Source organism: Streptomyces monashensis, from assembly GCF_001866665.1.
GTDB lineage: Bacteria > Actinomycetota > Actinomycetes > Streptomycetales > Streptomycetaceae > Streptomyces > Streptomyces monashensis.
In genome coordinates this window covers 102,546-128,280 of sequence record NZ_MLYO01000007.1, presented here as the reverse complement: position 1 = coordinate 128,280, position 25,735 = coordinate 102,546, and the positions used below count along the sequence as shown (strand labels likewise).

Genomic DNA, 25,735 nt, shown 5'->3' with positions numbered 1-25,735 from the left:
GAAAGGAGCACCCAGCGTGCGCATCGTCCTGCTCGGCGGGGCCGGCTACATCGGCACCGTCGCTACCCGCCTCCTGACCGCCCTGGGCCACCACGTGACCGTGGTGGACGGGCTGATCTACCACCGCGGCGACGACCCGGCACGGCTCGTGCCGACCGCCACCGACTTCCTCCACGCCGATCTCCGGGACACGGTTGCGCTCCGGCGCGCGGTCCAGGGCGCGGACGCGGTCGTGCACATGGGCGGCCTCGTCGGGGAACCCGCCTGCGCCGTCGATGAGCGTCTGGCCGTCGAACTCAACTACGCCTCCCCGGTCCTCGCCGCCGAAGCCGCCCACGAGGCCGGGGTCGGGCACTACGTGTTCTTCTCCTCATGCAGCGTCTACGGCCAGCACGCCGGGACCGTGGACGAATCCACCGCCCTCAATCCGCTGGGCATCTACGCCACCACCAAGGTTCTGGCCGAACGCCGCCTGGCCGCCACGCTCGACGACACGGCGCTGACGGTGCTGCGGCTCGCCACCGTGCACGGCCGCTCACCGCGCCAGCGCCTGGACTCGGTCGCCAACCGCATGACCGCCCAGGCCGTCGTAACCGGCCGTATCCCGCTCAACGGAGGCTCCCAGCGCCGCCCTCTCGTCCACGTCGCCGACGTCGCCGAAACCGTCGCCGCAGTCCTGAACACCCCCCAAGGCCATCGGGTGTTCAACGTGGGATCGGACCGGGCCAACTTCACCATCGCCGACATCGCAGAAACCGTGCAGCGCACGCTACCCGGCACCAAGATCGACCGCGGCCCGGAGCGCGACGAGACCGACGCCCGCGACTACCGCACATCCTTCGCCCGCCTCGCCGACGCCTTCCCCGGAGCGTGCCGACACTGGCTTCACGACGGCATCCGGGAGATCGCCGACGCCATGGATTCAGGCAAGCTGAGCGACCCGGACCGCCCCGAGTACGACAACCTCAAGGGCCTCATCCTCGCCCGCGACGCCGCGCACCTCACCGCCCGGCGGACGCCTGAGTGCGAGCGCCTGCACGCTGAGTACATCGCCAGCGGCTGGAGGACCCGATGACCCCCACCGCCCCTGCCGGCGCGCCGTTCTTGCCGTGGAACCAGCCGACCATCGGCGAGGAGGAGATCGCCGAGGTCACCGACACCCTCCGCTCCGGCTGGCTGACCTACGGCCCGAAGGCGGCACGCTTCGAGGACGCCGTACGCGAGGCCCTCGGCGTCCAGGACGCGTTCGCCGTGTCCTCCTGCACCGCAGCCCTCCACCTCGCGTTCCTCACCCTCGGGCTCGGCCCCGGCGATGAGGTGATCACCCCGAGCCTCACTTTCTGCGCCGCCCCGAACGCGCTGCTCCAGGTCGGCGCCCAGCCCGTCTTCGCGGACATCGAGCCCGCGACGCTCAACATCGACCCCCAGGCGGCCGAGGCAGCGATCACGGGCCGGACGAAGGCCATCGTCGTCATGCACTACGGCGGGCACCCCTGCGACCTCACCGCGTTCCGCAAGTTGGCCGACGACCACGGGCTCATCCTGATCGAGGACGCCGCCCACGCCCTGCACGCCAGCCGCGACGGACGCCGCGCCGGCGCGGTGGGCGACCTCGCCGTCTTCAGCTTCTACGCGAACAAGGTCATGACCACCGGCGAAGGCGGCATGCTCGTCGGCCGCTCCGACCTCATCCACAAGGCCCGGCCGCTGGGCCGCCACGGCATCGACTCCTCCGCCTGGCGCCGGCACGGACAGCGCAACACCGCCGACTACGACGTGAGCGTGCCGGGCCTGAAGTACGTCATGCCCGACATCACCGCCTCCATCGGCCTGCGGCAGTTCACCAGACTCCCGGCCTTCACCGCCCGCCGCAGCGAGATCGCCACCGCCTACACCGAAGCCCTCGCCACTCTGCCCGGCCTGACCATTCCCCCCGTCCTGCCCGGCGTCGAGCACGGCTGGTTCCTCTACTCGGTCCTCATCGACCCGGCCACGGCGCCCCTGGATCGCAACCAGGCCGCGCAGGTGCTGCGCGATGTGCACCAGATCGGCACCAGCGCGCACTTCAAGCCCGTGCACACCCTGGCCCCCTATCAGAGCCTGGACACCTGTGCCTTGCCCGTCACCGAGACGGCCGCCGCCAAGCAGCTGTCCCTGCCGTGCTACCCGGCCATGACCGACCGTGACGTGGACCGCGTGATCACCGCTATGCGAAGGCTCTGGTCTTCCTAGCCGCCCGCCCGGAGCGTGAAGACGGCGCGCTCCGGGCCGTACTGCCTCGCTGTTTACGGCCACAGCGCGCGGGCGACCATGCCGTAGGCTGACCGCCCGCAGCACAACGAAGGGGAACATCGGCGTGAACAACGGCGCAACGCGACCCACCGTGGGGGCCGTGGTCCTGACCATGAACGACCGGCCGGACGAGTTCCCGAAGGCCATGTCGTCCCTCCTGGCTCAGGAAGGCATCGATCTGGACGTCGTCGTCGTGGGTAACGGGTGCACCCCCAAGCAGGTCCCTGACGGTGTGCGTACGGTCACACTGGCCGAGAACGTCGGCATCCCCGAGGGCCGCAACATCGGAGCCGACCGGGTGACGGGCGACTACCTCTTCTTCTTCGACAACGACGCCCTGCTGCCGACCCCCCACGTCCTGGCCCAGCTCGTCGCCCGCCTGGAAGCCGATCCCGGTCTCGCCTACACGCAGCCCCGCATCGCCGACCCCGACAGCGGCATCACCCTGCGCCGCTGGGTCCCGCGCCTGCGCACGTCCGATCCGGCCCGGCCCGGCATCGTCACCGTCATGGCCGAAGGCGTCGTCATGGTCCGCCGCTCCGCCTTCGACCAGGTCGACGGCTGGCCCGGCTCCTTCTTCCTCTACCACGAGGGCGTCGACCTGGCCTGGCGGCTGTGGGACCAGGGATACCGCGGCTACTACCTGCCCGACGTGGTCGTGCACCACCCCGCCACCCACCCCTCCCGCCACGCAGCCTTCTACCGGCTCAACGCCCGCAACCGGGTCTGGCTCGCCCGCCGCCGCCTGCCCCGCCTCCTCATCCCCGTCAACCTCGCCGTCTGGGCCACCGTCACCCTCTGGCGTACACGCGGGCTGTCCGCTCTGCGTGCTTCGCTCGCCGGCTTCATGGAAGGCATGCGAGAGGCGTGCGGGACACGGGAACCCATGAGCTGGAACACGGTCGCCCGCCTGACCCGTGCCGGACGGCCTCCGGCCTTCTGAGCCTCCACACGACACGCGTCGCATCCGCTGCCGTCCGCGTCATGCCGCCCCCCTGGCAGTCTGGCCGCATACCGCGAGGAGGGCGGGCTCGACGCGGACAGTCAGGCACAGGATTGCCGGGACTTGGCAGGACCTGTGGGCTTGGAGCCGGGGTCCTCCCAGACGAACTGTATGGCGACTTCTCAGCCGCTCTCGATTCCAGCGAAGTGGCGATCACTCGATTCCGCTGGGACGGCACCGGATGTGCCGACTGGGCAAGCCCTTCATCGTTCAGCCGTGGAAGGGACGCCCGGCGGCTAGGACAAGGCGTACGCGCCTGAGGGCGTCAAGCTCGACGAGGGGGTTGCCGTCCACTACGAGGATGTCGGCGCGGTGCCCCTCAGCCAGTTGTCCGGTGTCTGACCCGATGCCCAGCGCATGGGCCGCGTTGACGGTGGCCATGTCGATGATCTTCGGGAGGGGAATCCCCAGGTACTGGTAGAACTCCATGCTGTTGACGATCTTGTCGAAGACCGCCCGCGTCACGCCGGCGTCTGTACCGGCGATCATCGGGACATCCAAGTGCGCCATCCAGCGCATCGACGTGAACAGTTCCTCTGCTCGGTCGTGACCGACCCGTTCGGCAAACGCTCGCCAGTTGGGGCTGGTGGCCGTGCAGACGTGGATCCCGGCGGCCTTGATCTTGGCAGCGAGATCCTCACGGAGGTCGAATCCGCCGTCCTCGGCCATCCAGGTGCAATGCTCGATCGTGTTCACGCCTGCGGCCACGGCCGCCTCGATACCCTCGGTGCCATGCGCGTGGACAGCAACGGGCAGACCGGCGTTCTGGGCTTCCTCGACCACGATGCGGAGGTCGTCCTCGCTGAACTGGGACTGCCAGATCGCGGGCCCGCCACGGGTGAGTCCGCCGCCGGTGGCCATCACCTTGATGACGTCCGCTCCAGCCCGCACGTTACGTCGCACCAGGGCACGGATGGCGTCTGCGCCCTCGACCTCACCGCCGAAGAACCAGCAGTGGCCCCCGGTTGAGGTCAGCGGTGTGGTGGCGGAGAGGATCCGCGGTCCAGGCAGGGCTCCATCGGCGATCACATCACGAAGGCGTACGGCAAGTCCGTTCCGGTCGCCCAGGTCGCGCACCGTGGTCACTCCACTGCCAAGCAACTGGCGTGCTCGGTCGGCCATGCCGGCCATCAGCGTCTCGTCATCGCTGCCTTGCAACGCAGCCACCGGGTCCGAACTCGCGTCGAAGGCGAGGTGGACGTGGGAGTCGATGAGCCCCGGCATCACCGTGGCGTCTGGGAAGGACTTCGTCGAAAGCCCTTCGGTTGCCAGCCCCGCGAGCGTCTCGCGCGGGCCGACAGCGGCGATGGTGCTCCCGCGTACGAGCACGGCACCGTCCTCTACACATTCGCCGCCAGGTCCGGTGAGCACGCGACCGGCCGTGATCAGTAGATCCGTCATGAAGTCATTCCTATCCACGTGTCGCGAGTGCGTCGGAGAGGGCCACCAACTGTCGCGCGTCGGCGTCGAGGCTGTTCTCGCCTGGTAGGGCTACCGCAATGGCGTGGGTTGGCGCAGGCTCGCCTGCCGCTTGGGATCGCAGTGCCGACCGCAGGTAGCCGGCCAGGGCCTCGGGTGTGGCTCCGGTCTGCACATCCTGGTGGGCCATGTAGGGGCTGGCCCTGACCAAGCCGTCCCGGCATTCGATGACTCGCCGGTAGTAGCGGCGGTGTACTCCGCGTACCGTCAAGTTTTCGCGCCACAGACCAGCGGGCTCACGGTGTAGAGCGTCCTCTGGGAACGCTTCGTGCAGCAGCTGCCACAGCGGGCGAAGGCGCCGGTAGGTCCGGCGGTGCTGGCGCCAGATCCGGAATCCCGCCAGACGCAGCATGACACCGGGATAGCTCAGGCCGACGACAAAGGCCGGCACGGCGAGCGCGAACAGCATTGCCACGCTTTTGTTCAGCCCTGTCGGGACGGCGCTGCCGTGCCAGGCGATCAGGTCCATCGCGATGCGGAGAGTGTTGGCCGCCGCCATGCTGACCAGCGAACTCGCGGTCATCCACAAGCCGATGGTCACGGGCTTCTGCGACATCCGGGCATAGCGGCCGGTCCACCAGGCTGTGGTCGCAAGCGCGTAGACGAGGTAGAGCTGGGCCGCGATGAAGAACACCGCGACCTGTGGAGTGTGCAGATCGGCAGTGCCATAGGGACGACCTCGCACTCCGGCTGGTGTGGCGATGGTCGCCAGCGTGATGACGATCACGGCCATCGCCAGCGGCACCGCTTCAAGGCGGGCACGTCGGCTTGCTCGTTGACAATCGGTCGCGGAGTGAAGGTAGAAGGAGAGCAGCCAGTAGACGGCACAGAGGAGCAGGACGTTCGATGCCAGGCTGGCTGCGCCGGTGCCCGCCAGGGCGTTGAGGGCGTGGTTCTCAGCCGGCAGGCCGGTGGAGAACGAACCAGCCGTGCAAAGGAGGCAGAAGGTGACCGCGCGCAGGGCACGGTCCTGGGGGGCCTGGAAGAGTTGGTAGACCTTCCAGAGCACAGCGAGAAGGAGGAGCGCGGCCGTCAGGTACATCGCGAAGTTCACAGCCACCCCCGCCGGTCGCCGAGGGCGGTCTGGACGCGCTGCATTGACGGATCGCTTGCCTGACGGGGAGTCACGCGGTCCAGAACGGAAGCCCATTCCAGGATGATCGTGGCCACCAGCTCTGCCTGGCGCTCGTGCGCCTCGTCGTACGACGTACGCCGCAGCGCGCGGGTGACCATGCCCGGCGAAAGCTCGGGCATGGTTGTCCGCAGGAATGAGTCGTCGGTGTCGACACCCTGGTGATCAGCCATGATGTGGCCGACCTCGTGCAGGATTATGTGGTCCTGGTGGGTCTTGCTGGTCTCCTGTTGGTACAGGATGTAGTCGGCTGAATCCGTTGCGATCCATACCCCGAAGGGCCCAGGCATCGGAAGCGGATGGGCCACCAGTCGGATGGGGCGTCCTCGACGCTCGCCAAGCTGCTGGCAGAGTGCCTCCACTCGCAATGGGGGCCGCACGTCCAAGGCCCGCAGTTCCCGCTTACAGCGGCGTCGAAGCTCTCGCTCCTTCACGAAGATCTCTCCTGCACAGATACGGCACGATCCTCCCCCTTCCTGCCTGATGGTTAAATTTCGGTACTGATCAGTCGTTCATGGGATGGCGGCGCTCTGCCTGCTCCAGTTGGTAGACCACGTCCAGGAGTTCCATCACCTGTCTGCGGCGTTCCGGCGACAGCTCGCCGGCGCGCATCGCCATCAGCTTCACATCACCAGTGCCGATGGCCTCGCTCACGCGGACCTGCTGCGCCTGCAGCGCCTCCAGCTTCCCGTCGACTTTGCTGGCCACCCCGTCGTCGACGAAGTAGGCAACGGGAACGCCGAAGAAGTCAGCCAGCGCCTGCAGGTGACTGATGGTCGGGTTGTCCTTCTTGCCTTTGCGCAACTGCCAGATATAGCTCTGGGAGATGGTGGTAGCACCGCTCTTCCCGATCTCGGCGGCTACATGCTCGTTGCTGTACTCCTGCCCGCTGGGCGACCTGATGGTGTCGAAGAGATGGTTGATCTTCTCCGCCAGGGTGCGGAGCCCCTGCTCGCTCACGTGTCCTCCTTTCTGGTCGGTGGACCCGGCCACTCTACCTGAGTGAAAACGCTGCCAGGTGCAGCATTCACCACAGTGGAGATACTGCTACGCTCCCCCGCATGATTTCCACTGAGGTAGGAAGTCGCGGCGGTGAGGCCCTTCACGTCAGTGGATATTGTCGATGCTCGCGAGGCTGACGGGACCCCAGCCTCAGTACGTCCTCATCGGACTGCAAGGGGCCCCGGCAGCCGGGGCCGACTGTTGGGCGACGGGGTCCAGCTTGGAGAGAAATGGCTGGTGGGAGCGGGTGAAGCATCGCTGGACTGATGCCGCAGCGTGCTCATATGGTGCTGCTCCCGCAGAGGGCGGGAGCCAACCGGCGAAGGGGGGACCGATGACGTACAAACCGCCGTGATCGCCGAACCGGGGTGGAAATGAGACCGGCGCCCTGGAGCTACCAACTCCTGGACGCCGGGCCAGCACCCCGAGGGGCACCGATTCACATCTCGCGGGCGGCGGGGCTTTTGCACGAGAACCGCCGTACCGCGCTCCTACGAACAACGGAGTATCGCATGCTCGCCATGCCCAGCGGAACCCCGGCCTGCCCGGACACCGGCCGCCGGCACCGCCTCGCCGCTCAGCTCGCCGACATGATCCCCGGCGCGGCCACCATCCGCGTCAGTCTCACCGACCCGACGCAGGCGTGGCCCCACCCGCACGCCATCGTCAAGGACGAGGCCGGGGAGACGATGCAGTTGGATCGGACGACTACCCGGGTCGCAGCCCGCTGGATCCTGCGAGTCTGGCCGCACGCGGACTGGACCCGGCCACACACCTTCGACCTCGCCGACGCGACGCTCACTGGCAGCGACCTCGCCGCCGCCCGTCGGGGCCGCTGACATGGCACGGATCCGCACGATCAAGCCGGAACTGTTCATCAACGACAGGTGCAACGAGGTATCGGTCACCGCGGTACTGACCTACATCGGCCTGCTTCCCCAAGCCGACGACCACGGTCGGCACCGGGACAACGCGGCCATCATCGGCGGAGTCATCTGGCCGATGCGTGCCGAGCACACCGCCGTGCATGTCGAGGACGACCTCACCCAGCTCGCCATCGCCGGGCTGATCTGCCGGTACACCGGATGCGACGGCAGGCGGTACCTGCACATCGTCGGCTGGTTCGAGCACCAGAAGATCGACAAGCGGGGCCAGTCCCGGATGCCGGTCTGCACCGACCACCACCCCGACCACCGATGCGGGCCGTGCGAGGGCACCTGCACCAAGCGAACCGAGGAGTCGCCGACCCCTACCCGAGTGTTCGCCGAGGCTTCCCCGAACACTCGCCGAGCCCTCGATCTGCCCGCGCCGCCCGCGTCGACGCCTCCCACGCAACGAAGCGAGGCCCCGACCATTCAGGAGGAGGCGCCAGTCGGTATCGCCGACACCTCTGACAAAAGCAGCACGAAAACCGCAGCTCATGCGGCATTCTCCGAGGACTCCCCAAAGCCTCCCCGAAACCTCGGAGAGGGCTCGGCGCCTGGATCTAGGATCTTGGATCCTGGATCTTCTTTCCCTACGGGGCGCACAGCGCCCGCCGCCACCGTCTCAGCCAACGACCTGATCGGCGAGTACGTCGCCTCGTGTGACGAGCGCCCGCCCAGCGACGTGATCGGACACCTCGGCCGCATCGTCAAGAAGCTCCTCGGCGAGGGGATCGCCCCGGAGCACGTCCGCACCGGACTGCGGCGCTTCGCGGAGATCCAGGGCCACCCCAGCCGCCTGCCGAGCCTGGTCAACGACGCCATGAACGCACGGTCCGCTGGTTTGGTGCGGCCGGGATTCGGGCCTAACGTGCCCGCTCACCAGGCGTGGACCAACCCGGTCAATGCTGCCGCCGCCTACGCCGAGGAGCTGTGATGCGCACCCGTACCCGCGACCCGCAGACGCTCGGCAGCGAGGGCACCCTGGACCGGATGGCGCGCATCCTGGCCGCCCGCAACATCGACCCGGCCGCCGTCGCCGCGCTGGCCGACGAGCGTGAACCCTTCTCCCCGCTGGACGCCTTGTCCGCCGGAATGCCCCCGCGATATCGGGGCGCGGTCGCCGACCACCCGAAGGTCCTGGCCTGGGCCCGGGACGTCGCACAGCAGGCCGTCGCCCCCAATCCGGGAGCCCGGCGGCAAGTGACCACCGGCCCGAGCCTCCTGATGGCCGGAGTGGTCGGCGCGGGCAAGACCCACCAGGCGTACGGCGCGGTCCGACGGCTGGTGCAGAGCGGCGTCGGCGTGCGGTGGCGCGCGACTACCGCCGCTGACCTGTACGCCGACCTTCGCCCTCGGCCCGGGACGGACAGTGAACGGGAGCTGGCGGCCGTCAGCAGGTGCCCCCTGCTGATCATCGACGACCTCGGCGCGGCCAAGGCATCCGAGTGGGTCGAGGAAGTGACATACCGGCTCATCAACCGCCGGTACAACCACATGCTCCCGACGCTGATCACGACCAACCTGGCGATCAAGGACCTCCGGGCCTACCTCGGCGACCGCGTCACCTCCCGGCTCGCGCAGATGACCACCCGGGTCGAGTTCGAGCCGGTCGACCGCAGACGTCACCGCCCCGCCGCCTGACTCACCGCCGGCCGTACCGCCGGGCCGCGTCTCCAGCGCGCCGCCCCATGCACCTCCCGACCCAGTGCACCCCTCCGCCGACGCCACTGCGCGCGGAGGGCGATCGGAGCAACCCGCATGACCACCACGACGATCACCCCTGCCCGCCACCGCTCGCTCGGTGACCACACCTGGCAGGACCAGGCCGTCTGCCAGAGCACCGAGTACAACCCGGTGGACCCCGAAATCTTCTTCCCCGAGCCCGACGAAACCGCCAAGATCAGCGCCGCCAAGTCGCTGTGCGGCCAGTGCCCGGTCCGCCGCACCTGCCTGGACGCCGCTCTGGAAGGCGGCGACACCCACGGCATCCGGGGCGGGATGACCGAGGAGGAACGCGAGTCGCTGCACGAGAAGCTCGCCAACCGCCTCGACTACAGCAGGGTCAACGCCACCGTCGCCGGGCGCGACGTCCACCTCACCAAGGCCGAGCGCCGCGCGGTCGTCCGCGCCGCCTACCGCCACGGCCTCACGGAACAGCGCCTGGCCTGGCTCCTGAAGATCAGCGAGGAGCACGCCCAGAAGCTCTACCGGGAAACCCGCCGAGCCCTGCGCAATCGCGAGCTGGGGCAGACCACGAAGACCACCCCGCCCCCCGAGACCGACGGCGAGCGCCTGGGCCGCGACGACTTCGGGACGGCGGCGTGAGCATCGCGAGCGCGTCGAGCACGGCGCACGTCACCGGGTGGGACCGCGCGGTCGTCATCGCCCTCGGCGGCGCGGGGTGCGCCCTGTCGTACGATGCCCTGCAGCAGATGGCCGTCGCCATTCACGTCCGGGGCCTGCTTACCTTCCTCTTCCCCCTGGTGATCGACGGGTTCATCGCGTACGGCATCCGGGCCCTGCTGGTCCTGCGCGACGCACCGCTGCGCGCCCGGCTCTACGTCTGGACACTCTTCGGCACGGCCACCGCTGCCAGCATCTGGGCGAACGCGCTGCACGCGGTCAGGCTCAACGAAGAGAACACCTCGGCCACGGGGCTGCGGCTCGGAGACACGGTGGTCGCGGTGCTGTCCACCATCGCTCCGCTGGCCCTGGCCGGAGCGGTGCACCTGTACATCCTCATCGCCCGGGGGCCGGTCAAGGACAGTGACCGAAGTGACCGAGATGACCTCGGTCAGGCCGGTCACCCCGGTCAGCCCGAGCGCGTCGCGGTCACTCGGACTGACCGGGCCGGTCAGCAGCAGCCACAGACCGGTCAGGTCAGCGGCGGACAGCCGGTCACCGCCGTGACCGACCGGCCCCGCTTGTCCTTGGACAAGCAGACCCCGGATGCCCGGACACTGACCGGGGACAGCGCCCCAGCTGACAGCAACAGCCCGGACACCAGTCACCATGACGGGGAGTCCAAGGCCGCTGACCTGGGCGGACAGCAGGACACCACCCCGGCGGTCAGTGACCGACAGGCCGTCACCGAGCCGGTCACCGGTCACCCGGACAACCTCCCGCCGGTCACCGACCGGCCGGTCACTCCGCCACCGGTCACTGACCGCGACCCCCGGACAACCGGTGACCGGCGACCTGACCCGGACACCGAGGAACTGCTGGAGATCGCCCGGTCAGCGGTCAGGGCCGAGGACAAACTGACCCGCAAGGTGGTCGCCCAGGCGATCCGCGGTCAGCAGATCCCGCTGTCCAGCGACACGCTGACCGCCCTGATGGTCCAGCTCCGCCAGCAGCACGGACAGTCGGCCACCACCCCCCGGAACTGACCGCACACCCCATGGGGCGGGTGACCGAGCCGGACACCTCGGCCGGTCACCCGCCCCGGACACCCCGCCCCACGACCTCCTCCCGTGAACCGGAGAGCACCGCCATGCGCACGAACCCCGCCACACCCGCCGAGGTGGACACCTGGCTGACCGTCCTGCACCAGCGCGGCCACCTCCACCGCGCCGCATCCGGTCCCGACAACACCTGGACCGTGCAACGATGGCGACACAGCCGCCCCTGGACCCTGCACCACCCGGTCCTGGCCATGGACTGGATCGAGGACATCGTCCGCGACATCCGTCAGCAGGACGCGGAGACGGGCCGGTGACCGCCAACGACCCGGCGGCCACCACCTCCGGACCGCAGCGCGATCCCAACACGGCTCCTGGCGGAGCAAGTTGTCGCATACGACGGTCCTACGGCCCGTCGTATGCACTCGCCGCCCCCGCCCAGGGGGGCGGGGGAAGTCCGGCTAGTCCCCGAGCGAGGGCGCACGGTGACCAGCCGGACTCCCGGCACCAGGGAGCGCTGGCCGAAGGGGGAGAAGCAGAGCGCCACGACCGCCGCGAGCAGCCGAGCCCGAGCGCGCCCGCCTTCCCCGACCGCAAGCCGCACCGCCGCAGCCGCAACCCGAGCGAGCGCACCCGCAAGACGACCACCCGCCTCTCCGACACCGAGAAAGCCGAGATAGTCGCCGCCGCCGCGCAGCGCGGCGTCACCGTCGCCCGATTCCTCGCCACGGTCGGCCTCGCCGCCGCCCGCGGTTCCACCACCTTGCACACCAATGAACAACTCGACACCGCCATCGACGAGCTGGCCGCCCTGCGCACCGCCCTCTCCCGGATCGGCAACAACATCAACCAAATCGCCTACGTCCACAACGCCGGGGGGCAGTCCCGCCCCGGCGAACTCGACCACGCCCTCACGACCCTGATCCGACTCCTGGCCCGCATCGACGACACGGCCGACAACCTGGTGAAGAAGCGGCTCTGATGGTCCCCAAGATCCGACGCGGCTCACGCACCCACGGACTCCTCGTCTACCTGTACGGCCCCGGCAAACGCGACGAACACATCGACGCACACCTCGTCGGAAGTTGGGACGGATTCGCCCCCGACCCCGGACGCGACACCAGCCCCGACCCCAAGGCCACCCTCGCCCGCCTCGCCGCCGCGTTGGACCTGCGCGTCAAGCAGGCCGGCACCACGGCACCGGCCCAGCACGTCTGGCACTGCTCGGTCCGCACCGACCCCGGCGACCGGACCCTGACCGACGCCGAGTGGAACACCGTCGCCCGCCGCCTGGTCCACGCCGTCAACCTCGCCCCCGAAGGCGACCCCGACGGTTGCCGCTGGGTCGCCGTGCGGCACGCCGACGACCACATCCACATCCTGGCCACCATGGTCCGAGGCGACCTGCGCCGACCCAGGATGAACTACGACTTCAAGAAGGCCCAGGCCGAATGCCGCCGCATCGAAAAGGAGTGGGGTCTGCGCCAGCTCAAGCCCGGTGACGGAACCGGAGCCAAGACGCCCACCAGCGCCGAACGCTTCAAGGCCGAGCGCACCGGCCGCCCCCAGGCCCCACGCGAGACGCTCCACGAAGCCATCCGCCAAGCCCTTGCCGGAGCCGCCAACGAAGAGGAGTTCTTCACCCGGCTGCGCGAGGCAGGCCTGCGCGTGAAGATCCGAAACGCCCCATCCGGTGACGCCATCGGCTACAACGTTGCCCTCCCCGGCGACCGTAACCGCGACCGCGAGCCCATCTGGTTCGCAGGCTCCACCCTGGCCCCCGACCTCTCACTCCCGAAGATCCGCAGCCGCCTGTCCAACGGCACCCTCGATCAGACGGCGCCCTCGATCGCCACCGGCGGCCGACCGGAATGGTCCCCGCCTGCCCGAGAACGACGCAACGCCACCGGCATTGCCGAGCGCGCCGCTACCCTGCTCGACAGCGACGACGACCAAGCCGCCGCTCAACTCGTAGGGGTCGGAGAACTCCTGGACGCGGTCGCACAGACCTCTTCGGCCGTCACCCGCGCTGAGCTGGGTGCCGCCGCCCGTGCCTTCGAGCGCGCCACTCGCAGCCACGTCCGAGCGGAGCGTGCTGACACCCGGGCGGTCCGCTCGGCGGCCCGGGGCATCATCCAGGCCGGCAGTGCCCTCGGCCGTGGCGAGGATGGCGGCACCACCGCCATGCTCGTCTCCACCCTGGTCCTCGTCGCCCTGGCCGCCGCCCGCTGGCACTCCGCCCGTGGCCATGCCCAGCAGGCCCATGCCTCCCGACAGGCCGCCGAGCACCTGCGAGCCGCTTACCGCCTGGCCGCCGCCACGCCCATGCAGGCACTGCGCGACCAAGGCCGCGCCCTGCCGGAAGCCGAACGACGAACCCACGAGGCCACCATCCGCGCAGCCCTGCCCGAAGAGGGGCTGCGAGCAGACCACTCGTCGACGAAGACCGATGCCCTGACCGCCACCCTTGCCCAGGCCGAGAAGGCAGGTCATGACCCCAAGGCCCTTCTGCAGCAAGCCATCGACATGCGCGAACTCGACACCGCCGAGGACGTGAACGACGTCCTGGTCTGGCGACTACGCCGTCTCGCCCAGCTCCCCGCTCACCCGGGCGCGACCCATCGACCGCAGGCCGGCGCCGGCCAGTCCAAGTCCCCGGCGAAGCACACCAGCAACCGGACGACACCCACGGCAGCAGCTCGACCCGCTGCCTCCGATCCGCGTAACCGCACACCGCGCCGCTGACCGGCGTCCGGCAGGCCATCCGCCGGACTTGGCGAAACCCCTGGACACCGGTGACACCGGTTGTTACGGATGGAAAACAGAAGGACCTCGACCGGGAGATGACGCTCGTGCTCAGAACCACCGACCGCCCCGCAGAGTCGACCATACTGCCCGTCCTCTCCATCGGTACCGATCCGCTGCTGCAACTCGCATACGAGACACAGCCGCCCAGCGGCCCCGGCACGCCGCGCTGCCTCAGCCACCCGCGCGAGTTGGCCCTCCGCGGGATCCCGGTGATGTGCACGGCCTGCCGTGCACGGCGCGACTGGCTGCTCATCAACCACGGCCGCAACGTCTGGATCGTCTGCCGTTGCAGCAACCAGTGGCTCGAACCCGAAATCAGGCGGGCTGACTTCGACGCCCTGATCGCCATCCCGGACGGGACGACGTACCCCAGCGTCGAGCAGGGGCTCACCGCGCTCGGCTTCGACGGGGCCTTTGCCGGCACCTACCTGGACTAGCGGGTCGAATTCCTGCTGTTGCAGCCCCTTCGTAAACGGCGTGAGAACGGAGCGAACAACGGCGGCGTCATGATGCGGTCACGCTTCAAGTCAGCGGATGATGATGCCTGCCCCGTCCATATCTCTCTGGCCAGTCGAAGTCCTCGCCGATTTGCAGCATGACCTCTACCAGGGTGCCCAGCCGTCTGCTTACAGCCATAGAGAATTCCTCTAGCCAGTCATGGCCGTTGTAGTCCTCGCCTTGGCCATCGAGGATGAAGTAGGTCTCCACGTCGTAGACGGTGACGAAGAGATTTACCCAGTCTCCAGATGCCACCCTGGCCCCGTTGTAGGTCGCGCGTCCCATCGCTTCGATGACCTCGTCGAAGCCAAAGGGGTGCGGCCAGAATCCGTTGGAGAAATCCTCCCAAGTCTGCTGAACGGCTTCAGCGACGCGGTCGTGGTCAGGAGGTGCCGCTTCCTGCCGCGCCTTTTCCCAGAGTCTGGCTATCTGGCGGTCGATCCGGTCTTCCTGTTCATCGACGTCAACGTCTGCATCCCAGCGGATCCGCTCCGCGAGCGCCAGCGCGAGACGGACAGCTGTGTCCTTACTCGGGAGCTTGGCCTTGGTCATGGAGTCGCTGAGGGTGGTGGGTGAGACGCCCATGATGCGCGCAAGTGAGCGCATCGACGGGTAGTTAGCCCGGCTGTGCAACTCGTGCAGTTCGTCGTTGAGCTGACGGTGCGCGCCGGGCAGCAGGTCCGGCTTAGGGAGGGGGCTTCCCATCGGGGGCTCCAGACAAAAGATGGCGGACGTGACGAGGAACGCTCCATGTCGGTGCCACCACCTAACAAAGCAGCGTGCGCACCCCAGGAACAGGGCCACCAGGAGCCCTGCCACTACGTTCTCGACAAGGTTCATGCTTCGAGGGTTCCAGCGGCGTGGAGCTGAATGGACGGTTCTGGACACGGGGATACCGAAGGCTTGGCTCTGCCTCAGTGGTAGTGCACGTCGGCCATGTCCAACCCAAACGCCGAGGAGCGCCACCGACATGTTGGTGGCGCTCCTCGGCGTGCAGGATGGTCAGCCGTGGTTGCCGTTCTTCGGCAGCCCACCTCGGAAGTCGCAGCCGGGGCACTTGTCCTCGCCCTGGATATGACCCTCGTACCAGCCGTGGACGGCGGCGTGCAGGATCGCATCTTCCACCGAGGCTTCGCCGTTGCGGACTGATGCGATGGCGTTGCCGACAACCGTCCGGAGCGCAGCGTTGTCAGGCGAAGGGAACGGCGGAGACGGCGTCGGCGAGTCGGACGTCATGGCGGCAGCCCACGGGCGGGTATGAGCACCGGTCAGCCGGATGGCGTGTTCCCGCGCGAGGAGGAGCCGTGCAGATCGCTCCGGAATCCTCGGCCGACCGGCTTCCAGTCTTGGAACGTGGATGGTCTCCAGCGGGGCCGATCCGGCACGGTGGTGTCATCGGGCGCGGGCAGGCTGCCCCGGCTCTTGCGGCTGCGGGCGGCGCGGACGCTGATGCCCAGGTGGGCAGCGACCTCCGGGTACCCCCAGAGTTGCTGGTCGTCGGCCATCGTGTCCTCCTCGCTCGTCGGTGATGAGCGTACGCAACACGCGGCAGGGCGTACGGCAAGGCCGCCCCTTGCCTGATCGGCGTGGGGCGGCCTTCTGCGGTTTCCGTCAGACCTGGGCGAGGCGATTCGAGAGGTCGAGGGCGGCGGTCGCGACCGCGAGGGCGGCGCACAGGCCGAGCACCTCGTGGATGGTCGGGCGGATCAGGCGCGGCCAGTCGTCCGGGGCGGCAGGCCAGGAGGCGAGATGCACCTCGTTGGTGGCCAGGCCAAGGTGGGCGGTTACGTCCCAGCCTGCGAGGGAGCCTGGCTCCCAGTGAAGGCGAATGCGGCCAAGGGGGAGTCTTGGGGTTTCGACGGGGATCCAGGTGACGTCGAGCGGTCCGTCGGGCAGGGCGGAGACGCGCTGGACCAGTGCGCCGCGTACGTCGCTCGGCATGGGGTGTACGGCGAGGCTATGCAGCGGAAGGAGGTGCGAAGGGCGGGATCGCGACGAGATAAGAGCCTCCGGGGAGTGTCGGTGGGACGGGTCAGGCCCAGGCGAGGGCGTCGCTGACCGCCCTCGGGAGGTAGTCCTCCTGGCCGTCGTCGGCGATGAACGCCTTGCCGTCCCGGACGACGACCTCTGCCCCCAGGTAGTGGGTGAAGGGGAAGTCAGGGTTGATGGCGAGGCGGATCGGCAGGTTGGGGTCAAGGTCCTGGAGCTGGCGGAGCAGGTGGCCGACGGTCAGGTAGCGGGGCACGGGAACCTCCGAGAGCGGTACGGGATGACAAGGGCGAGCTGGTGGTGGAGAGTCAGGGACCGTCGATGCGGGGCAGATCGCAAAGGACCTTCGGCCCCTGGGTGTGGCTGGCGAGATGCCGCTTGAGGCTCTCGTTGACGTAGCCCTTGCCGGACTGCTTCATCTCCCAGTCGCCGCACGAGCAGATGGCCTGCGTGTACGCGCGACCGGGGCAGTCGGGGTTGAGCGGCTTACCGGAGCTGGTGTGCTTATGGTCCACCGGGCAGAGAGTCCCGTCGGCGTGGTGGTTGGTGAGCGGGGCGCGGTGTGCCATGAGGTCCTCCGAGACAGGGGTCGGTAGCGAGGTCAGCGGCTGGGAGTGGCGATGAGCGCAGCGAGGAAACCGGCAACGGCCTCGGAGGGGGTGTAGAGGCCGAACTCCTGGACCCACGGGTCACCCTCGGTGGGCTGCACCCGGACATGCCAGACGATGCCGCGCTTCCAGGCGGCGGTGTCTTCGGGAAGCCAGCCGACGTAGACACGGCCGTCCGGGCTCGTCGCGTGGACGTTGGCCTCCGGGGTGTCGACGATTGCCCAGCCGAGCGCGTCGAGGAGGTCGAGCACCGGGCCCGCGCAGTGGTCCGAGGAGAGCCAGCAGCGGTCTTCCACGGCCGGGCGGACGGCGGCGGGCAGGAGGGTGGCGGAGGCGTTCACGGTTGGACGATACCTTCGTTGACCTGCGGTTTTTCTCAACACCCGTACGTTGACATGCGGTGTGCCGAAGTACGTAGTCGTTTGCCGGGAAGCGGCGTCTGCCGTGGGCGAACTGGCGGTCGTCAGCAGATGGTCTGCGGCCAGGGAATGGATCGGCGGACGCGGTTGTCCTAACTGGGTTGCGGCAACGGGCCGTACGGGACCGAAGGGGGAGCAGGGATGGCGGAGCCGGGCAGACACTGGGACGGAGCCGGGCTGGAGCGCAAGATCCGCGCCGCTGGGCGGCCGTGGACGGTGGGCGACATCGCGATGATCGCCGACGGCCAGTGGGCTGTCGGTGCGCAGTCCGACGGGCGGCGGGACGAGGGGGCGGTGGTGGAGGACCGTATCGCGGATGAGCGTCGCGTCGAGTTGACGGTGGAGGAACTGGCCCGCGCGGTGGGCTCCCGCATCGGGGATGCCCACCGCGACGAGGATCTCGCCTGATCGATCACCGGTGCGGCCCTGGTCCGGCCCCGGCGGGCCGACAGCGGCCGAAGGAGCGGGCTGATCGGGTGGCTGGCCCAGGGTGCGTGGGGCGTGCCCGGAGCGGGTGACAGCGGCCTGGGCCAGCCGGACTGCCGGGGCCCGGTCCGCGGTCGCGGCGGCCTCACGTGCTTCGATCACGTGGCTGATGGCCTGCAGGAAAGTACGGCTCTCCGCCTGAGCGACGCGAAGGTCCGCCGCTGAGCTGGTAATCCGTTCGAGGTCGTAGAAGGCCGGCACATAGCCGGGCCGGGTAAGGGCGTGCAAACGGTCCTGGTGCACGACCACGGCGTTGTCGGTGATGACCAGGGCCGAGCGGATGTGCATGGCCGAGCGCAGTAGCGGGTCGTCGTTCGGGCGGCGGACCGCGAGGGATTCCAGAGCTTCGATAGGGCGGCCCCAGGCTTTCTCGATCATGGCCGTGGCTTGATCGAGTGCGGTGGCGCCGGGCATGGCGGAACTCCTGGCATTCGGAGATGGTGCTTCGGTCAGGGGGACGTCCCGGAAGGGCCGGAGCCGGGGGTCAGCGGCTACGGCGTGGGGCCGTCGGGCTGGCCAGCGGCTTGGCCCCGAGGGCGGGAGCGGGATTGCTCGACCGGTTCTGTGCCGAAGGCGCCGTGCGGCTGCGGGCGGCCATGACTCGGAGGTCGGCGGCTGTCTGAGGGAAGCGTGTGGCGCGTTGGACGGCCTGGACGACAGCAGTGCGGCGCACGTCGAGCGGGGTCGGAGCCCGAGGAATCTGGGGCGCGGTCGGGCCAACGGGAGTGAGCGTGACCAGGTTTTCCATCTTGCGATCGAGTTGGTGCCGCTCACGCATCACCGGGGCTGGATCGGTCATGGCGGCTGCCGTCGCGGCGATCAGGTGGGACGGGGTGCGGGCTGTGAAGAACGCCTCCGCGCGAGTGCGCCAGCCCGGTGGACCGGCCCACAGCGTGACGGTTTCGTCGTCCCAGTTAGAGAGACGGTTGTCGATCAGGATGCCTGCTTGTCCGTCAGGGGCGATGATTTCGACGGTGCCGCGCTCGGCCCCGCCATCGCGGGTCCAGCCGGCATCGGTCAGTGGCCGGACTGCGTCAGCCCAGTACATCGACGGGTTCGCTAGATAGCGCCCGTCGCCGTCGTAGGCGTCGGCTTCGGCGTAGTCGTGTTCCAGGGCGTTGGTGAGACCGGCGACGATCTCGGCCGGGGTGACGTGGTTGAAGGTTGCCGTCCAGCGGGGTGCGGAGACAGCGTCCTCGGCTGCGGTGATCTTCCAGAGCGCGAAGTCGTCGCCGAACCAGCCGATACGGATCCTCTGGTCGGGTGAGGTGACGAGGAGCTGGCAGGGGCCCTCGTCGAGGTAGTGGTGCGGCCAGTGAGCGACGGGGGCGAAGCCAGCGTCTGCGGTCCCGTTGGAGCCGGCCAGGTACATGGGGCTGACCAGTACCTCTTGGTATGGATCCTGGTCGTAGGACTGCTGGGTGTTCATAGTCGAGGCTCCGGGGGCGTAGGAGGGGGACGCGCCCACGTGCGCGGAACGAGCTGCTCAAGTGCACGCGGGCGCCGTGGCAACGGGGAGACGCGGCTGGCTCTCAGCGGCACCCGGATCACCGGCCTCGCGAGGGGGCAGACTGGGCGGTGATGGCCGCCGGTACCCGCGGTTGAGGCCGCGGTGCGTGGCTGAACAGGGTGCTCGGCGCGGCGGCGCTCCGGCGCAGGGCCGCTGCGGTTCGGATGCCGTCCGACCCCGGCGGGACTCCGGTGTGGGTCCGGGTGGCTGCCGTGACGGGGGCTGCGGGTGCCGAGCGCCCCTGCGTGGCGACGGGGTTACTCCAGTGCTCGACGGCTGCGTAGACGGGGCCCAGCGCCCGCCCGGCATCGGTCAGGACGTAGGGGTCGCCGTGGCGCGGCCCGGTACGGGCGACCAGACCATCGACCTGAAGCCGGTTGAGCCGCTGCCGGGTGAAGCCGTTGTCCAAGCCGGCCTCCTCGGCGATGTGGACGAACCGCATGGGGCCGCCCGCGTCGAGGACCTGGATCACGGCGGTCGAATGCCGCAGGTGCAGACGGCGCACGGCGTCCTCGACGCGTTCGGCACCGGCTACCTTGCCGAGCGACAGGTTGGTCTGGGACCAGTCCGACAGGGCACGGTGCACCCGAGACAGCGATTCACCGAAGGCGCTGAGCTGGTACGGGGCCCCGTGGCGGCCGTCAGCTCGGGTGACCAGCCCATCAGCGTGCATCTGCGCCAGCCGCTTACCGACAAGCTGCTCGCTGACGAAGGGGAGCCTGGCGGCGACGTCACGAACACGCATGGGGCGACCCTGCTGCGCCAGGGTCTGCGCCGACCAGGTGGTCCACTTCGGTGCTATCAGGGAAAGCGCGTCCTCGACACGCTGGGCATCGACCGAGCCGATCGAGGCAGCGGAGGATTGTACAGGGATGGACATGGGGCGAACTCCGTTAGGGGAAAGAGGGGTTGCGGATATGTGGAGAGACCGAGTGGTCAGTGGGAGGCGCTCTCGGCTCGGAGCTTCTGGAGCACCGCGCCAAGGCGGCGGTTGCTGACGTGGATGCCGCGGTCGCGCAGTCCCCGGCGCAGCGCCTCACGGTTGAGGCGGTGCAGGCCGGCGGCGACCTCCCGGGCACTGGTCAACAGGTCCTCATCGTCAGGAGCAGGGGCCGCTCGATGGGCCAAGGGCGGCTGATCAGAAGGACGGTCCAGCAGGAGGCGGACATCCAGCAGATCCCAGACGGCTTCCGCCTCGGTCTGCTCCTGGCGTTCGAGATCGACGACATCGGTCGCGTACAGCAGCACGAGGTCGTCGAGGACGTGTTCGCCGGAGCGGCACCGCTGCCAGGCCGCGTCGAGGTTGCGGCGAGCGGAACGGGCATCGGCGTCGGTCTGGGCGAGGCCGCCGAGCCGTCGCAGCAGGATCGGCAGGACAGGGTCGTCGGAGCGGCCGGAGGCGTTGCTCCGCCGCAGTTCTTCCAGCGGGCGGCCGTATCGGTGCTCGACCAGGCGGCGGGTGTAGATCGCGGTGGACATAGGGGACGTCCTTTCTGCAGGAATCAGCGGGAACGGGAAGGCTTGGTGGCCGGGTTTGTCGCGGGTGCGGTAGACGGATCGGCAGCGCCGGAGATCGCCGCGGAGTTGCTGCGGCTGAGGGCGGCGGACACGCGCGGCGTGGCCGTACGTGCGGCACGCAGGACCGTCTCGCCCTGTGGCGTGAGCGAGAGGAGCTGTCCAGGTCGGTACAGTCCCTCGCTGGTGTCCTGGTCCAGTAGCCCGTCGGCGACCAGCCGTTGGACGGTCTCGGGCCAAACCTCTGGGTTGGGGCGCATGCCCCGCCCGTCGGAGAGGTAGATGTAGCCGTAGACCCCGCTCTGGTGAAATCGCAGTCCGCCGGCCTCGACGGCTTCGAGGGCTCCGAGCTGGCGATCATCCGAGATGGCCCAGTCATCGTCCCGGCCAGGGGTTTGTTCGCTTTTCAGTCCGTGGACCGATGCCTTCGGGGGTTGGACAACATCCGACTCGGACAGGAGATGGCGGTACGCGGAAATGGACTGGGTGAGCTGCTCGTAGGCTGCATCCTGCCGTGCGACGAGTAGCCCGATCTGCGGGACTGCGGTCCGCAGCAGCGCGTACGAGACGCGCGTGCCGCTGAGTTCGCCGCGCTCGACGGGTTCGAGCAGCCCGATGGCGGACTGGGCAGCATGAGTTACCTGGCTTTGCAGCTCGTCGAGATCACGGGCGGCCTCGGCGACCACCGTCCCGGCGCGGCCGAGCGGTTCACTCGGGCGATGCCTACTGGTCAGCGCCCAGGGATCCTCGACGCCGAGCGCGTCGGCGACGAGGTGCGCGCCAGGCCGCTTGGCCGGGTCGTGGGGGTTCATTCAGCCGTCTCCATCCGGGCGAGCAGCGAACGGACCAGAGTGGGCAGGCTGTCGGGGCCATCGCCGATCCAGACGTGGTCGGTCGCGTCGCCGAGGACGTACGCGGAGTCTTCGAGGAGACCGCTGGAGATCTCCATGCAGGCGTCGGTGATCCGGGAGGCTGCGAGCAGGGACTCGGAGAGCACCTCGACGTAGTCGCCCGGTGTGAGACCGGCGGCCTTGGCCGCGGTCCGGATCGCCGCCAACTCCAGTGCGCTGAAGGCGAAGTCGAACTCGCTGTCCTGCTCCACGCTGGCGGGCGCGGCGAAGGCCGGGTCCGGCGGCTCCCTGGGGATGCCGACGCGTGTGCAGATCTGGTCCACCGAGGAGGTCAGCTCGGCGAGGGACTCGGTGAGCCATCCCAGCGCGGATGCGTAGGAGGCCAGGGTGAAGAGACCGGCCGGCGTCGCGGGGAGCGGCTCGTCGGCTACGAAGCCTTCGAGCCGTTCGTTCAGCTCGCAGACCACCCGAGGCCCGGCCGAGAGCGGACCAAGTACCGGGTGCAGGTAGGAACGGCTGGCGGCCGTCGGGTACTCGGCAGTGAGGATGCTGGAAACGCTCTGCGCGGCATTGGTGAGGAGGCCCGCCAGTTCGGCACGGGCCAGGGAGGCGCGGTTGGTGGTCATCGCTGGGGAGCCTTCCGGGAAGCGGCGGCAGTGGGCTGGGCTGCTGCTGGAGGAGTTGCCCGGACAGCCGCCGGCTGGTCGACCGCGCGGGGGGAGCGGGATCGAGCGGCCTGTACGCGCGCCTCGGTGGCAGAGGCTGTCTCGGTGTCCTCGCGGGGGCTGGTGCGGAGGTGTGCCGAACGGTAGACCGCGTAGTCCTTCCGGCTGCCGGCGGCGACGAGATAGATCTCGCGCTTGTGGTGCGAGGTGGGCGGGGCCGGGCGGAACTGGATGACCATTCGGTAGGAGACCGCTGGGTCGACGTAGACCTTGTGGAAGCCCGCGAGGCGGCCCTCCAGCGGCAGGCAGTCGTCGCTTCCGTGGACCAAGTTCTGCAGCTCAAGCAGCGCCAAGTCACGTATTTCGGCGGGAAGCTCCCGTAGATCCGCGATGGCGTCCGGGTGTGCGGCGAAGGCGAAGCGGGCGCGGCTCACAGTGACTTCCCCCGGTTCGGTCGCTGGTTCGTCCCCGTCGACAGCGAGTGGCAGGGGCCGGCCTTCGGGATCGCGGAGGTACCGGCCGACCGGTAGAGGGCGGCGCGTGCCAGCCGGGCGGCAGCCTCACCGCGGTAATCCGGCGGCTGTGGCAGTGGACTGCCGCGGTGGGCCAGCCAGTGCCGGGCGGCGGCCTCGTCGGCGAAGGCGCCCTCGCGGATCGTGTAGGTATGGGCCTCGTGGTCTCCCTCTTCGAGGAAGACACGAATCGGTGCCTGCGCGGCGCTGGAGTCGCGGGTCAACGTCCACGTCTCACGTGGGTCGAAGTCCGAGGTCCAACTGTCGATGACCTCGTACCGAGCCCCCGACTCCCGGATCTGCCGGTCCAGCCACAGAGTGAGGTCGTCGGTGGGCGTCATGAAGTCCCCGCGGACCAGGGTGATCCGCTTGTGCGGGCAGCCGTGCTCAATCAGCCAGTTCTGGGCGAAGGACACGGTGGAGTGATAGGTCGACTCGAACGTGAAGGTGTTCTGGTTGAGGTCCCGTGCGACCTTGATCGCGACTATCTGCGGTGCGCCGGGTATGCCCAAGGTGGCCGACCTGTCGTGGGCGACGACGAAGCTGTGGGAGCCGTTGGGGGTGGTGTGGTGCTCGGCCAGGACGGTGAGGTCACTGGCCCAGAACCGCTGCTCCGCGTGCTCGGAGTCCGCGTCGGCAGGCTCGAAGTCGTCAAGATGGAAGTCGAGTTCGTCGCTCATGCCGCCAGCCCCAACTGATCGGGCGCGGGGGTGGCCAGCACGCGATGGTTGGGCCGGGTCGGGCTCGTCGTGCACGCGGCGAAGGGGCCGTCGGGAGCACGGAGATGAACCAGGGCTTGGTCCAGGTGGTCGCGGTGCCACGTTGAAGGACCGGACAGGCCGGCCTCGGCGTCGGTGAGCTGCTGCCACGCGAGCCAGAGGGCGTGCAGCCGGGCGACGGCCTCGGGGTGTTCATGCCATTGCGCGCACCACGGGCGGGTCGTGCTGATCTCTCGGCCGTACACCGGCAGGAAGAGGTTGTTCACCCAGTCGCTGAGGGCGGCGAGTTCGACGGCGTATGCCTCGCCGCCCAAGGCGAGGATGAACACCGAGGTGGGGCCATCCTCCTGCGCGGAGTCGGTCGCCGCTGCGGCCGGAACGTCGTCGGTCGGCTGGAGTGCGGCGGAGGCGGCAGCGGGCTCGGAGCCGAGGCGGTCGAGGATGACGCCGTGCTGCCTGACCTCGGCCATGGTCTTGGCGAGAGTGCTTGCGAGGTCGTCGAGGTCCCCGTCGGGGACGCGGAACGGCTCGGAGTCGGGGGCGGTCTTGCTGGTGTCGGACATGGGGGCGTGCTCCATCTGTGAGACGGCGACATGGGGGAGAGGATCCGGAGAAACCGCGATTTGGCCCGGCCGGGAAAACCCGGTAGTGAGGCGCTACGCCGCCGTGCAGCGAGGGCAACGTGGGAAGGGCGGAGCCAACAACTGCACGGCCCTGGCGGCTTGTTGAGGCACGACGCCGTTGCCGAGCGTGGTGAGCTGAGCCGGTCGGCCGAGCCCCGGAGTGGCGGTGACCCAGCCGGGCTCCAGGCCCTGCATCCACTCCACGAAGTCGGCACGGAGCCGCCCGGCCGCGTCGGTGGGCGGCGGCGCGGGGCGGGTGAGCGTCTCCCATCGGGTGATGGCGGCTGCGTACGCACCCCATCGCCGGTCTGCTCCCCGGCTTCCGGAGCCGATTCCGTCCAGAGCGGTAGAACCACTGCTGACAGGGGAGGACGCGACGCCTTGCACGGTCGGCGTCCCGGGGTGCCCGTGTCGCTGGTCCGCAATGTGGGCAGCAGCGAGGCCGCCGCACTCGGCAAGGTCATGTCCCCGTTGACGTGTCGCTGGTTGGGCGAGCCCTTGATTCCGTCCGACGCCTTCGGGGTAGGCAGGAGCCACTCCACCTCGTCGGCCAGGTTCGGACCGTGGCCCCCGCTCTTCCTCTTGGCGGGGTGTTGAGAGCCACCGTTCTTCGCGATGTTGCTGGTCGGCGTCTTGAGCAGGGTGTTCGGCTGGCCAGGCGGCGAGGAAGGTCCGCTCGCGGCGGTGCGGTGCTCCGATATCGGAGGCACGAAGCACGAGCCACCTCGCGTCGTACCGGAGGTCGGCCAGGGATCCGAGTACGGCACCAAGTGCTCGCAGAGGAGGCTGGGTTGGTTCGTCTCCCAGACACCACGGGCAGAGTTCCAGGTCGCCAGGGGAGCCGGCGGGTGAGGTGAGGAGGCCGCGCACATTCTCGATCACCACCAAACAGGGTCGGAGGGCCTCGACCGCACGGGCGACGTGCAGCCACAGCCCGGAACGGGTCTGGGAGTTGAGTCCGGCCCGTCGGCCGGCGACCGAGACGTCTTTGACAGGGGAAGCCCGCCGTCAGGACGCACACCCGGGGGACGGTGGACCAGTCGACGGTCGTGATGTCGCCCAGGTTGGGCACCCCGGGCCAGTGCCGGGCGAGGATGCGCGAAGCGTCGGCATTGACCTCTGCGTGCCAGGCCAGAGTGCCGCCGAGGGCGCACTGCACCCCCAGGTCGAGGCCGCCGTACCCCGAGCAGAGCGAGCCGATCAGTGGAGGGCGCGCGATGGTGGTCTGCATGTCACCGGCTCCGAGTGATTCGGTCCGCAGGAGCTGCTCGGAGATGGGGGTGTTGTTCACGGTGAA

The 25,735-nt window shown here is 69.2% G+C and carries 32 protein-coding genes and 2 pseudogenes; 13 read left to right on the top strand and 21 right to left on the bottom strand.

Annotated elements, in window-relative coordinates; translation table 11 throughout:
• Positions 1 to 16: 16 nt before the first annotated feature.
• From BIV23_RS01150 to BIV23_RS01140, 3 genes are all read left to right on the top strand, one after another.
• Positions 17 to 1,075, top strand: coding sequence for an NAD-dependent epimerase/dehydratase family protein (locus BIV23_RS01150; protein WP_071378784.1), 1,059 nt, complete (start codon positions 17 to 19; stop codon positions 1,073 to 1,075).
• Positions 1,072 to 2,232, top strand: coding sequence for a DegT/DnrJ/EryC1/StrS family aminotransferase (locus BIV23_RS01145; RefSeq protein ID WP_071378783.1), 1,161 nt, complete (start codon positions 1,072 to 1,074; stop codon positions 2,230 to 2,232). Before BIV23_RS01150 ends, BIV23_RS01145 begins: the two co-directional genes overlap by 4 nt.
• Before the next feature lie 124 nt (positions 2,233 to 2,356).
• Complete coding sequence (locus tag BIV23_RS01140) at positions 2,357 to 3,235, top strand: glycosyltransferase family 2 protein (RefSeq protein ID WP_071378782.1); 879 nt, start codon at positions 2,357 to 2,359, stop codon at positions 3,233 to 3,235.
• 270 nt (positions 3,236 to 3,505) lie between these two features.
• Here BIV23_RS01140 and BIV23_RS01135 read toward each other — a convergent pair whose 3' ends face one another.
• The 4 genes from BIV23_RS01135 to BIV23_RS01120 form a co-directional block, all read right to left on the bottom strand.
• A complete protein-coding gene (locus BIV23_RS01135) occupies positions 3,506 to 4,696 on the bottom strand; it encodes an amidohydrolase family protein (RefSeq protein ID WP_071378781.1) in 1,191 nt (396 codons plus the stop codon).
• Between the two features lie 10 nt (positions 4,697 to 4,706).
• Entirely contained in the window at positions 4,707 to 5,828 is a 1,122-nt protein-coding gene (locus BIV23_RS01130; protein WP_079172845.1) for an MAB_1171c family putative transporter, read from the bottom strand.
• A complete protein-coding gene (locus tag BIV23_RS01125; RefSeq protein ID WP_071378780.1) occupies positions 5,825 to 6,340 on the bottom strand; it encodes a hypothetical protein in 516 nt (171 codons plus the stop codon). The genes BIV23_RS01130 and BIV23_RS01125 overlap by 4 nt, the downstream gene beginning before the upstream one ends.
• A gap of 70 nt (positions 6,341 to 6,410) precedes the next feature.
• Positions 6,411 to 6,866: a helix-turn-helix domain-containing protein gene (locus tag BIV23_RS01120; protein WP_071378779.1), complete on the bottom strand. Its 456-nt coding sequence runs from the start codon at positions 6,864 to 6,866 to the stop codon at positions 6,411 to 6,413.
• 554 nt (positions 6,867 to 7,420) lie between these two features.
• On the opposite strand from BIV23_RS01120, the gene BIV23_RS01115 reads away from it, so the two are divergent.
• From BIV23_RS01115 to BIV23_RS01075, 9 genes are all read left to right on the top strand, one after another.
• Entirely contained in the window at positions 7,421 to 7,747 is a 327-nt protein-coding gene (locus BIV23_RS01115) for a transcriptional regulator (RefSeq protein ID WP_071378778.1), read from the top strand.
• Between the two features lies 1 nt (position 7,748).
• On the top strand, positions 7,749 to 8,768 hold the full coding sequence (locus tag BIV23_RS01110) for a hypothetical protein (protein WP_071378777.1): 1,020 nt from the start codon (positions 7,749 to 7,751) through the stop codon (positions 8,766 to 8,768).
• Positions 8,768 to 9,475, top strand: a complete 708-nt coding sequence (locus BIV23_RS01105; RefSeq protein ID WP_071378776.1) for an ATP-binding protein — start codon at positions 8,768 to 8,770, stop codon at positions 9,473 to 9,475. Before BIV23_RS01110 ends, BIV23_RS01105 begins: the two co-directional genes overlap by 1 nt.
• 117 nt (positions 9,476 to 9,592) lie before the next feature.
• Positions 9,593 to 10,159: a WhiB family transcriptional regulator gene (locus BIV23_RS01100; protein ID WP_071378775.1), complete on the top strand. Its 567-nt coding sequence runs from the start codon at positions 9,593 to 9,595 to the stop codon at positions 10,157 to 10,159.
• Positions 10,156 to 11,223 (top strand): DUF2637 domain-containing protein, encoded by a 1,068-nt coding sequence (locus tag BIV23_RS01095; protein ID WP_071378774.1) that lies wholly within the window; start codon positions 10,156 to 10,158, stop codon positions 11,221 to 11,223. The genes BIV23_RS01100 and BIV23_RS01095 overlap by 4 nt, the downstream gene beginning before the upstream one ends.
• Positions 11,224 to 11,327: 104 nt before the next feature.
• Positions 11,328 to 11,552, top strand: a complete 225-nt coding sequence (locus BIV23_RS01090; RefSeq protein WP_071378816.1) for a hypothetical protein — start codon at positions 11,328 to 11,330, stop codon at positions 11,550 to 11,552.
• Complete coding sequence (locus BIV23_RS01085) at positions 11,549 to 12,217, top strand: MobC family plasmid mobilization relaxosome protein (protein WP_071378773.1); 669 nt, start codon at positions 11,549 to 11,551, stop codon at positions 12,215 to 12,217. The genes BIV23_RS01090 and BIV23_RS01085 overlap by 4 nt, the downstream gene beginning before the upstream one ends.
• Positions 12,217 to 13,980, top strand: coding sequence for a relaxase/mobilization nuclease domain-containing protein (locus BIV23_RS01080; RefSeq protein ID WP_071378772.1), 1,764 nt, complete (start codon positions 12,217 to 12,219; stop codon positions 13,978 to 13,980). Before BIV23_RS01085 ends, BIV23_RS01080 begins: the two co-directional genes overlap by 1 nt.
• Positions 13,981 to 14,078: 98 nt before the next feature.
• Positions 14,079 to 14,480 (top strand): hypothetical protein, encoded by a 402-nt coding sequence (locus BIV23_RS01075; protein ID WP_071378771.1) that lies wholly within the window; start codon positions 14,079 to 14,081, stop codon positions 14,478 to 14,480.
• 85 nt (positions 14,481 to 14,565) lie between these two features.
• Here BIV23_RS01075 and BIV23_RS01070 read toward each other — a convergent pair whose 3' ends face one another.
• The 7 genes from BIV23_RS01070 to BIV23_RS01045 form a co-directional block, all read right to left on the bottom strand.
• Entirely contained in the window at positions 14,566 to 15,381 is an 816-nt protein-coding gene (locus BIV23_RS01070; RefSeq protein ID WP_071378770.1) for a helix-turn-helix domain-containing protein, read from the bottom strand.
• Between the two features lie 162 nt (positions 15,382 to 15,543).
• The gene (locus BIV23_RS45465) at positions 15,544 to 15,777 is read right to left on the bottom strand and encodes a hypothetical protein (protein WP_079172844.1); all 234 of its coding nucleotides are present in this window, start codon (positions 15,775 to 15,777) and stop codon (positions 15,544 to 15,546) included.
• Positions 15,778 to 15,809: 32 nt separating this feature from the next.
• Positions 15,810 to 16,046, bottom strand: coding sequence for a MarR family transcriptional regulator (locus tag BIV23_RS01065; protein ID WP_071378769.1), 237 nt, complete (start codon positions 16,044 to 16,046; stop codon positions 15,810 to 15,812).
• Between the two features lie 106 nt (positions 16,047 to 16,152).
• Entirely contained in the window at positions 16,153 to 16,482 is a 330-nt protein-coding gene (locus BIV23_RS01060) for an esterase (protein WP_071378768.1), read from the bottom strand.
• Positions 16,483 to 16,573: 91 nt separating this feature from the next.
• Entirely contained in the window at positions 16,574 to 16,786 is a 213-nt protein-coding gene (locus BIV23_RS01055) for a hypothetical protein (protein ID WP_071378767.1), read from the bottom strand.
• Positions 16,787 to 16,838: 52 nt separating this feature from the next.
• Positions 16,839 to 17,099: a hypothetical protein gene (locus tag BIV23_RS01050; RefSeq protein WP_071378766.1), complete on the bottom strand. Its 261-nt coding sequence runs from the start codon at positions 17,097 to 17,099 to the stop codon at positions 16,839 to 16,841.
• Between the two features lie 32 nt (positions 17,100 to 17,131).
• Positions 17,132 to 17,479: an SPDY domain-containing protein gene (locus tag BIV23_RS01045; RefSeq protein WP_071378765.1), complete on the bottom strand. Its 348-nt coding sequence runs from the start codon at positions 17,477 to 17,479 to the stop codon at positions 17,132 to 17,134.
• 219 nt (positions 17,480 to 17,698) lie between these two features.
• On the opposite strand from BIV23_RS01045, the gene BIV23_RS01040 reads away from it, so the two are divergent.
• Entirely contained in the window at positions 17,699 to 17,965 is a 267-nt protein-coding gene (locus tag BIV23_RS01040; protein WP_071378764.1) for a hypothetical protein, read from the top strand.
• Between the two features lie 562 nt (positions 17,966 to 18,527).
• Here BIV23_RS01040 and BIV23_RS01035 read toward each other — a convergent pair.
• From BIV23_RS01035 to BIV23_RS53780, 10 genes and pseudogenes are all read right to left on the bottom strand, one after another.
• The gene (locus tag BIV23_RS01035) at positions 18,528 to 19,472 is read right to left on the bottom strand and encodes an SPDY domain-containing protein (RefSeq protein ID WP_071378763.1); all 945 of its coding nucleotides are present in this window, start codon (positions 19,470 to 19,472) and stop codon (positions 18,528 to 18,530) included.
• 118 nt (positions 19,473 to 19,590) lie between these two features.
• Positions 19,591 to 20,433 carry a winged helix-turn-helix transcriptional regulator gene (locus BIV23_RS01030; RefSeq protein ID WP_071378762.1) on the bottom strand — a complete coding sequence of 281 codons (843 nt, stop codon included), beginning with the start codon at positions 20,431 to 20,433 and terminating at the stop codon, positions 19,591 to 19,593.
• 56 nt (positions 20,434 to 20,489) lie between these two features.
• Positions 20,490 to 21,032 carry a hypothetical protein gene (locus BIV23_RS01025; protein ID WP_071378761.1) on the bottom strand — a complete coding sequence of 181 codons (543 nt, stop codon included), beginning with the start codon at positions 21,030 to 21,032 and terminating at the stop codon, positions 20,490 to 20,492.
• 23 nt (positions 21,033 to 21,055) lie between these two features.
• Positions 21,056 to 21,880 carry a hypothetical protein gene (locus BIV23_RS01020; RefSeq protein ID WP_071378760.1) on the bottom strand — a complete coding sequence of 275 codons (825 nt, stop codon included), beginning with the start codon at positions 21,878 to 21,880 and terminating at the stop codon, positions 21,056 to 21,058.
• The gene (locus BIV23_RS01015) at positions 21,877 to 22,545 is read right to left on the bottom strand and encodes a hypothetical protein (RefSeq protein WP_071378759.1); all 669 of its coding nucleotides are present in this window, start codon (positions 22,543 to 22,545) and stop codon (positions 21,877 to 21,879) included. Before BIV23_RS01015 ends, BIV23_RS01020 begins: the two co-directional genes overlap by 4 nt.
• Positions 22,542 to 23,018 carry a hypothetical protein gene (locus tag BIV23_RS01010; protein ID WP_071378758.1) on the bottom strand — a complete coding sequence of 159 codons (477 nt, stop codon included), beginning with the start codon at positions 23,016 to 23,018 and terminating at the stop codon, positions 22,542 to 22,544. Before BIV23_RS01010 ends, BIV23_RS01015 begins: the two co-directional genes overlap by 4 nt.
• Positions 23,015 to 23,776, bottom strand: a complete 762-nt coding sequence (locus tag BIV23_RS01005) for a glycosyl hydrolase (protein WP_071378757.1) — start codon at positions 23,774 to 23,776, stop codon at positions 23,015 to 23,017. Before BIV23_RS01005 ends, BIV23_RS01010 begins: the two co-directional genes overlap by 4 nt.
• Positions 23,773 to 24,378, bottom strand: coding sequence for a DUF4913 domain-containing protein (locus BIV23_RS01000; protein WP_071378756.1), 606 nt, complete (start codon positions 24,376 to 24,378; stop codon positions 23,773 to 23,775). Before BIV23_RS01000 ends, BIV23_RS01005 begins: the two co-directional genes overlap by 4 nt.
• A 93-nt stretch (positions 24,379 to 24,471) precedes the next feature.
• Positions 24,472 to 25,374, bottom strand: a pseudogene (locus BIV23_RS53785) (DNA cytosine methyltransferase); the annotation flags it as partial.
• A 121-nt stretch (positions 25,375 to 25,495) separates the two neighbouring features.
• A pseudogene (locus tag BIV23_RS53780) lies at positions 25,496 to 25,669 on the bottom strand (DNA cytosine methyltransferase); the annotation flags it as partial.
• Between the last annotated feature and the right edge of the window lie 66 nt (positions 25,670 to 25,735).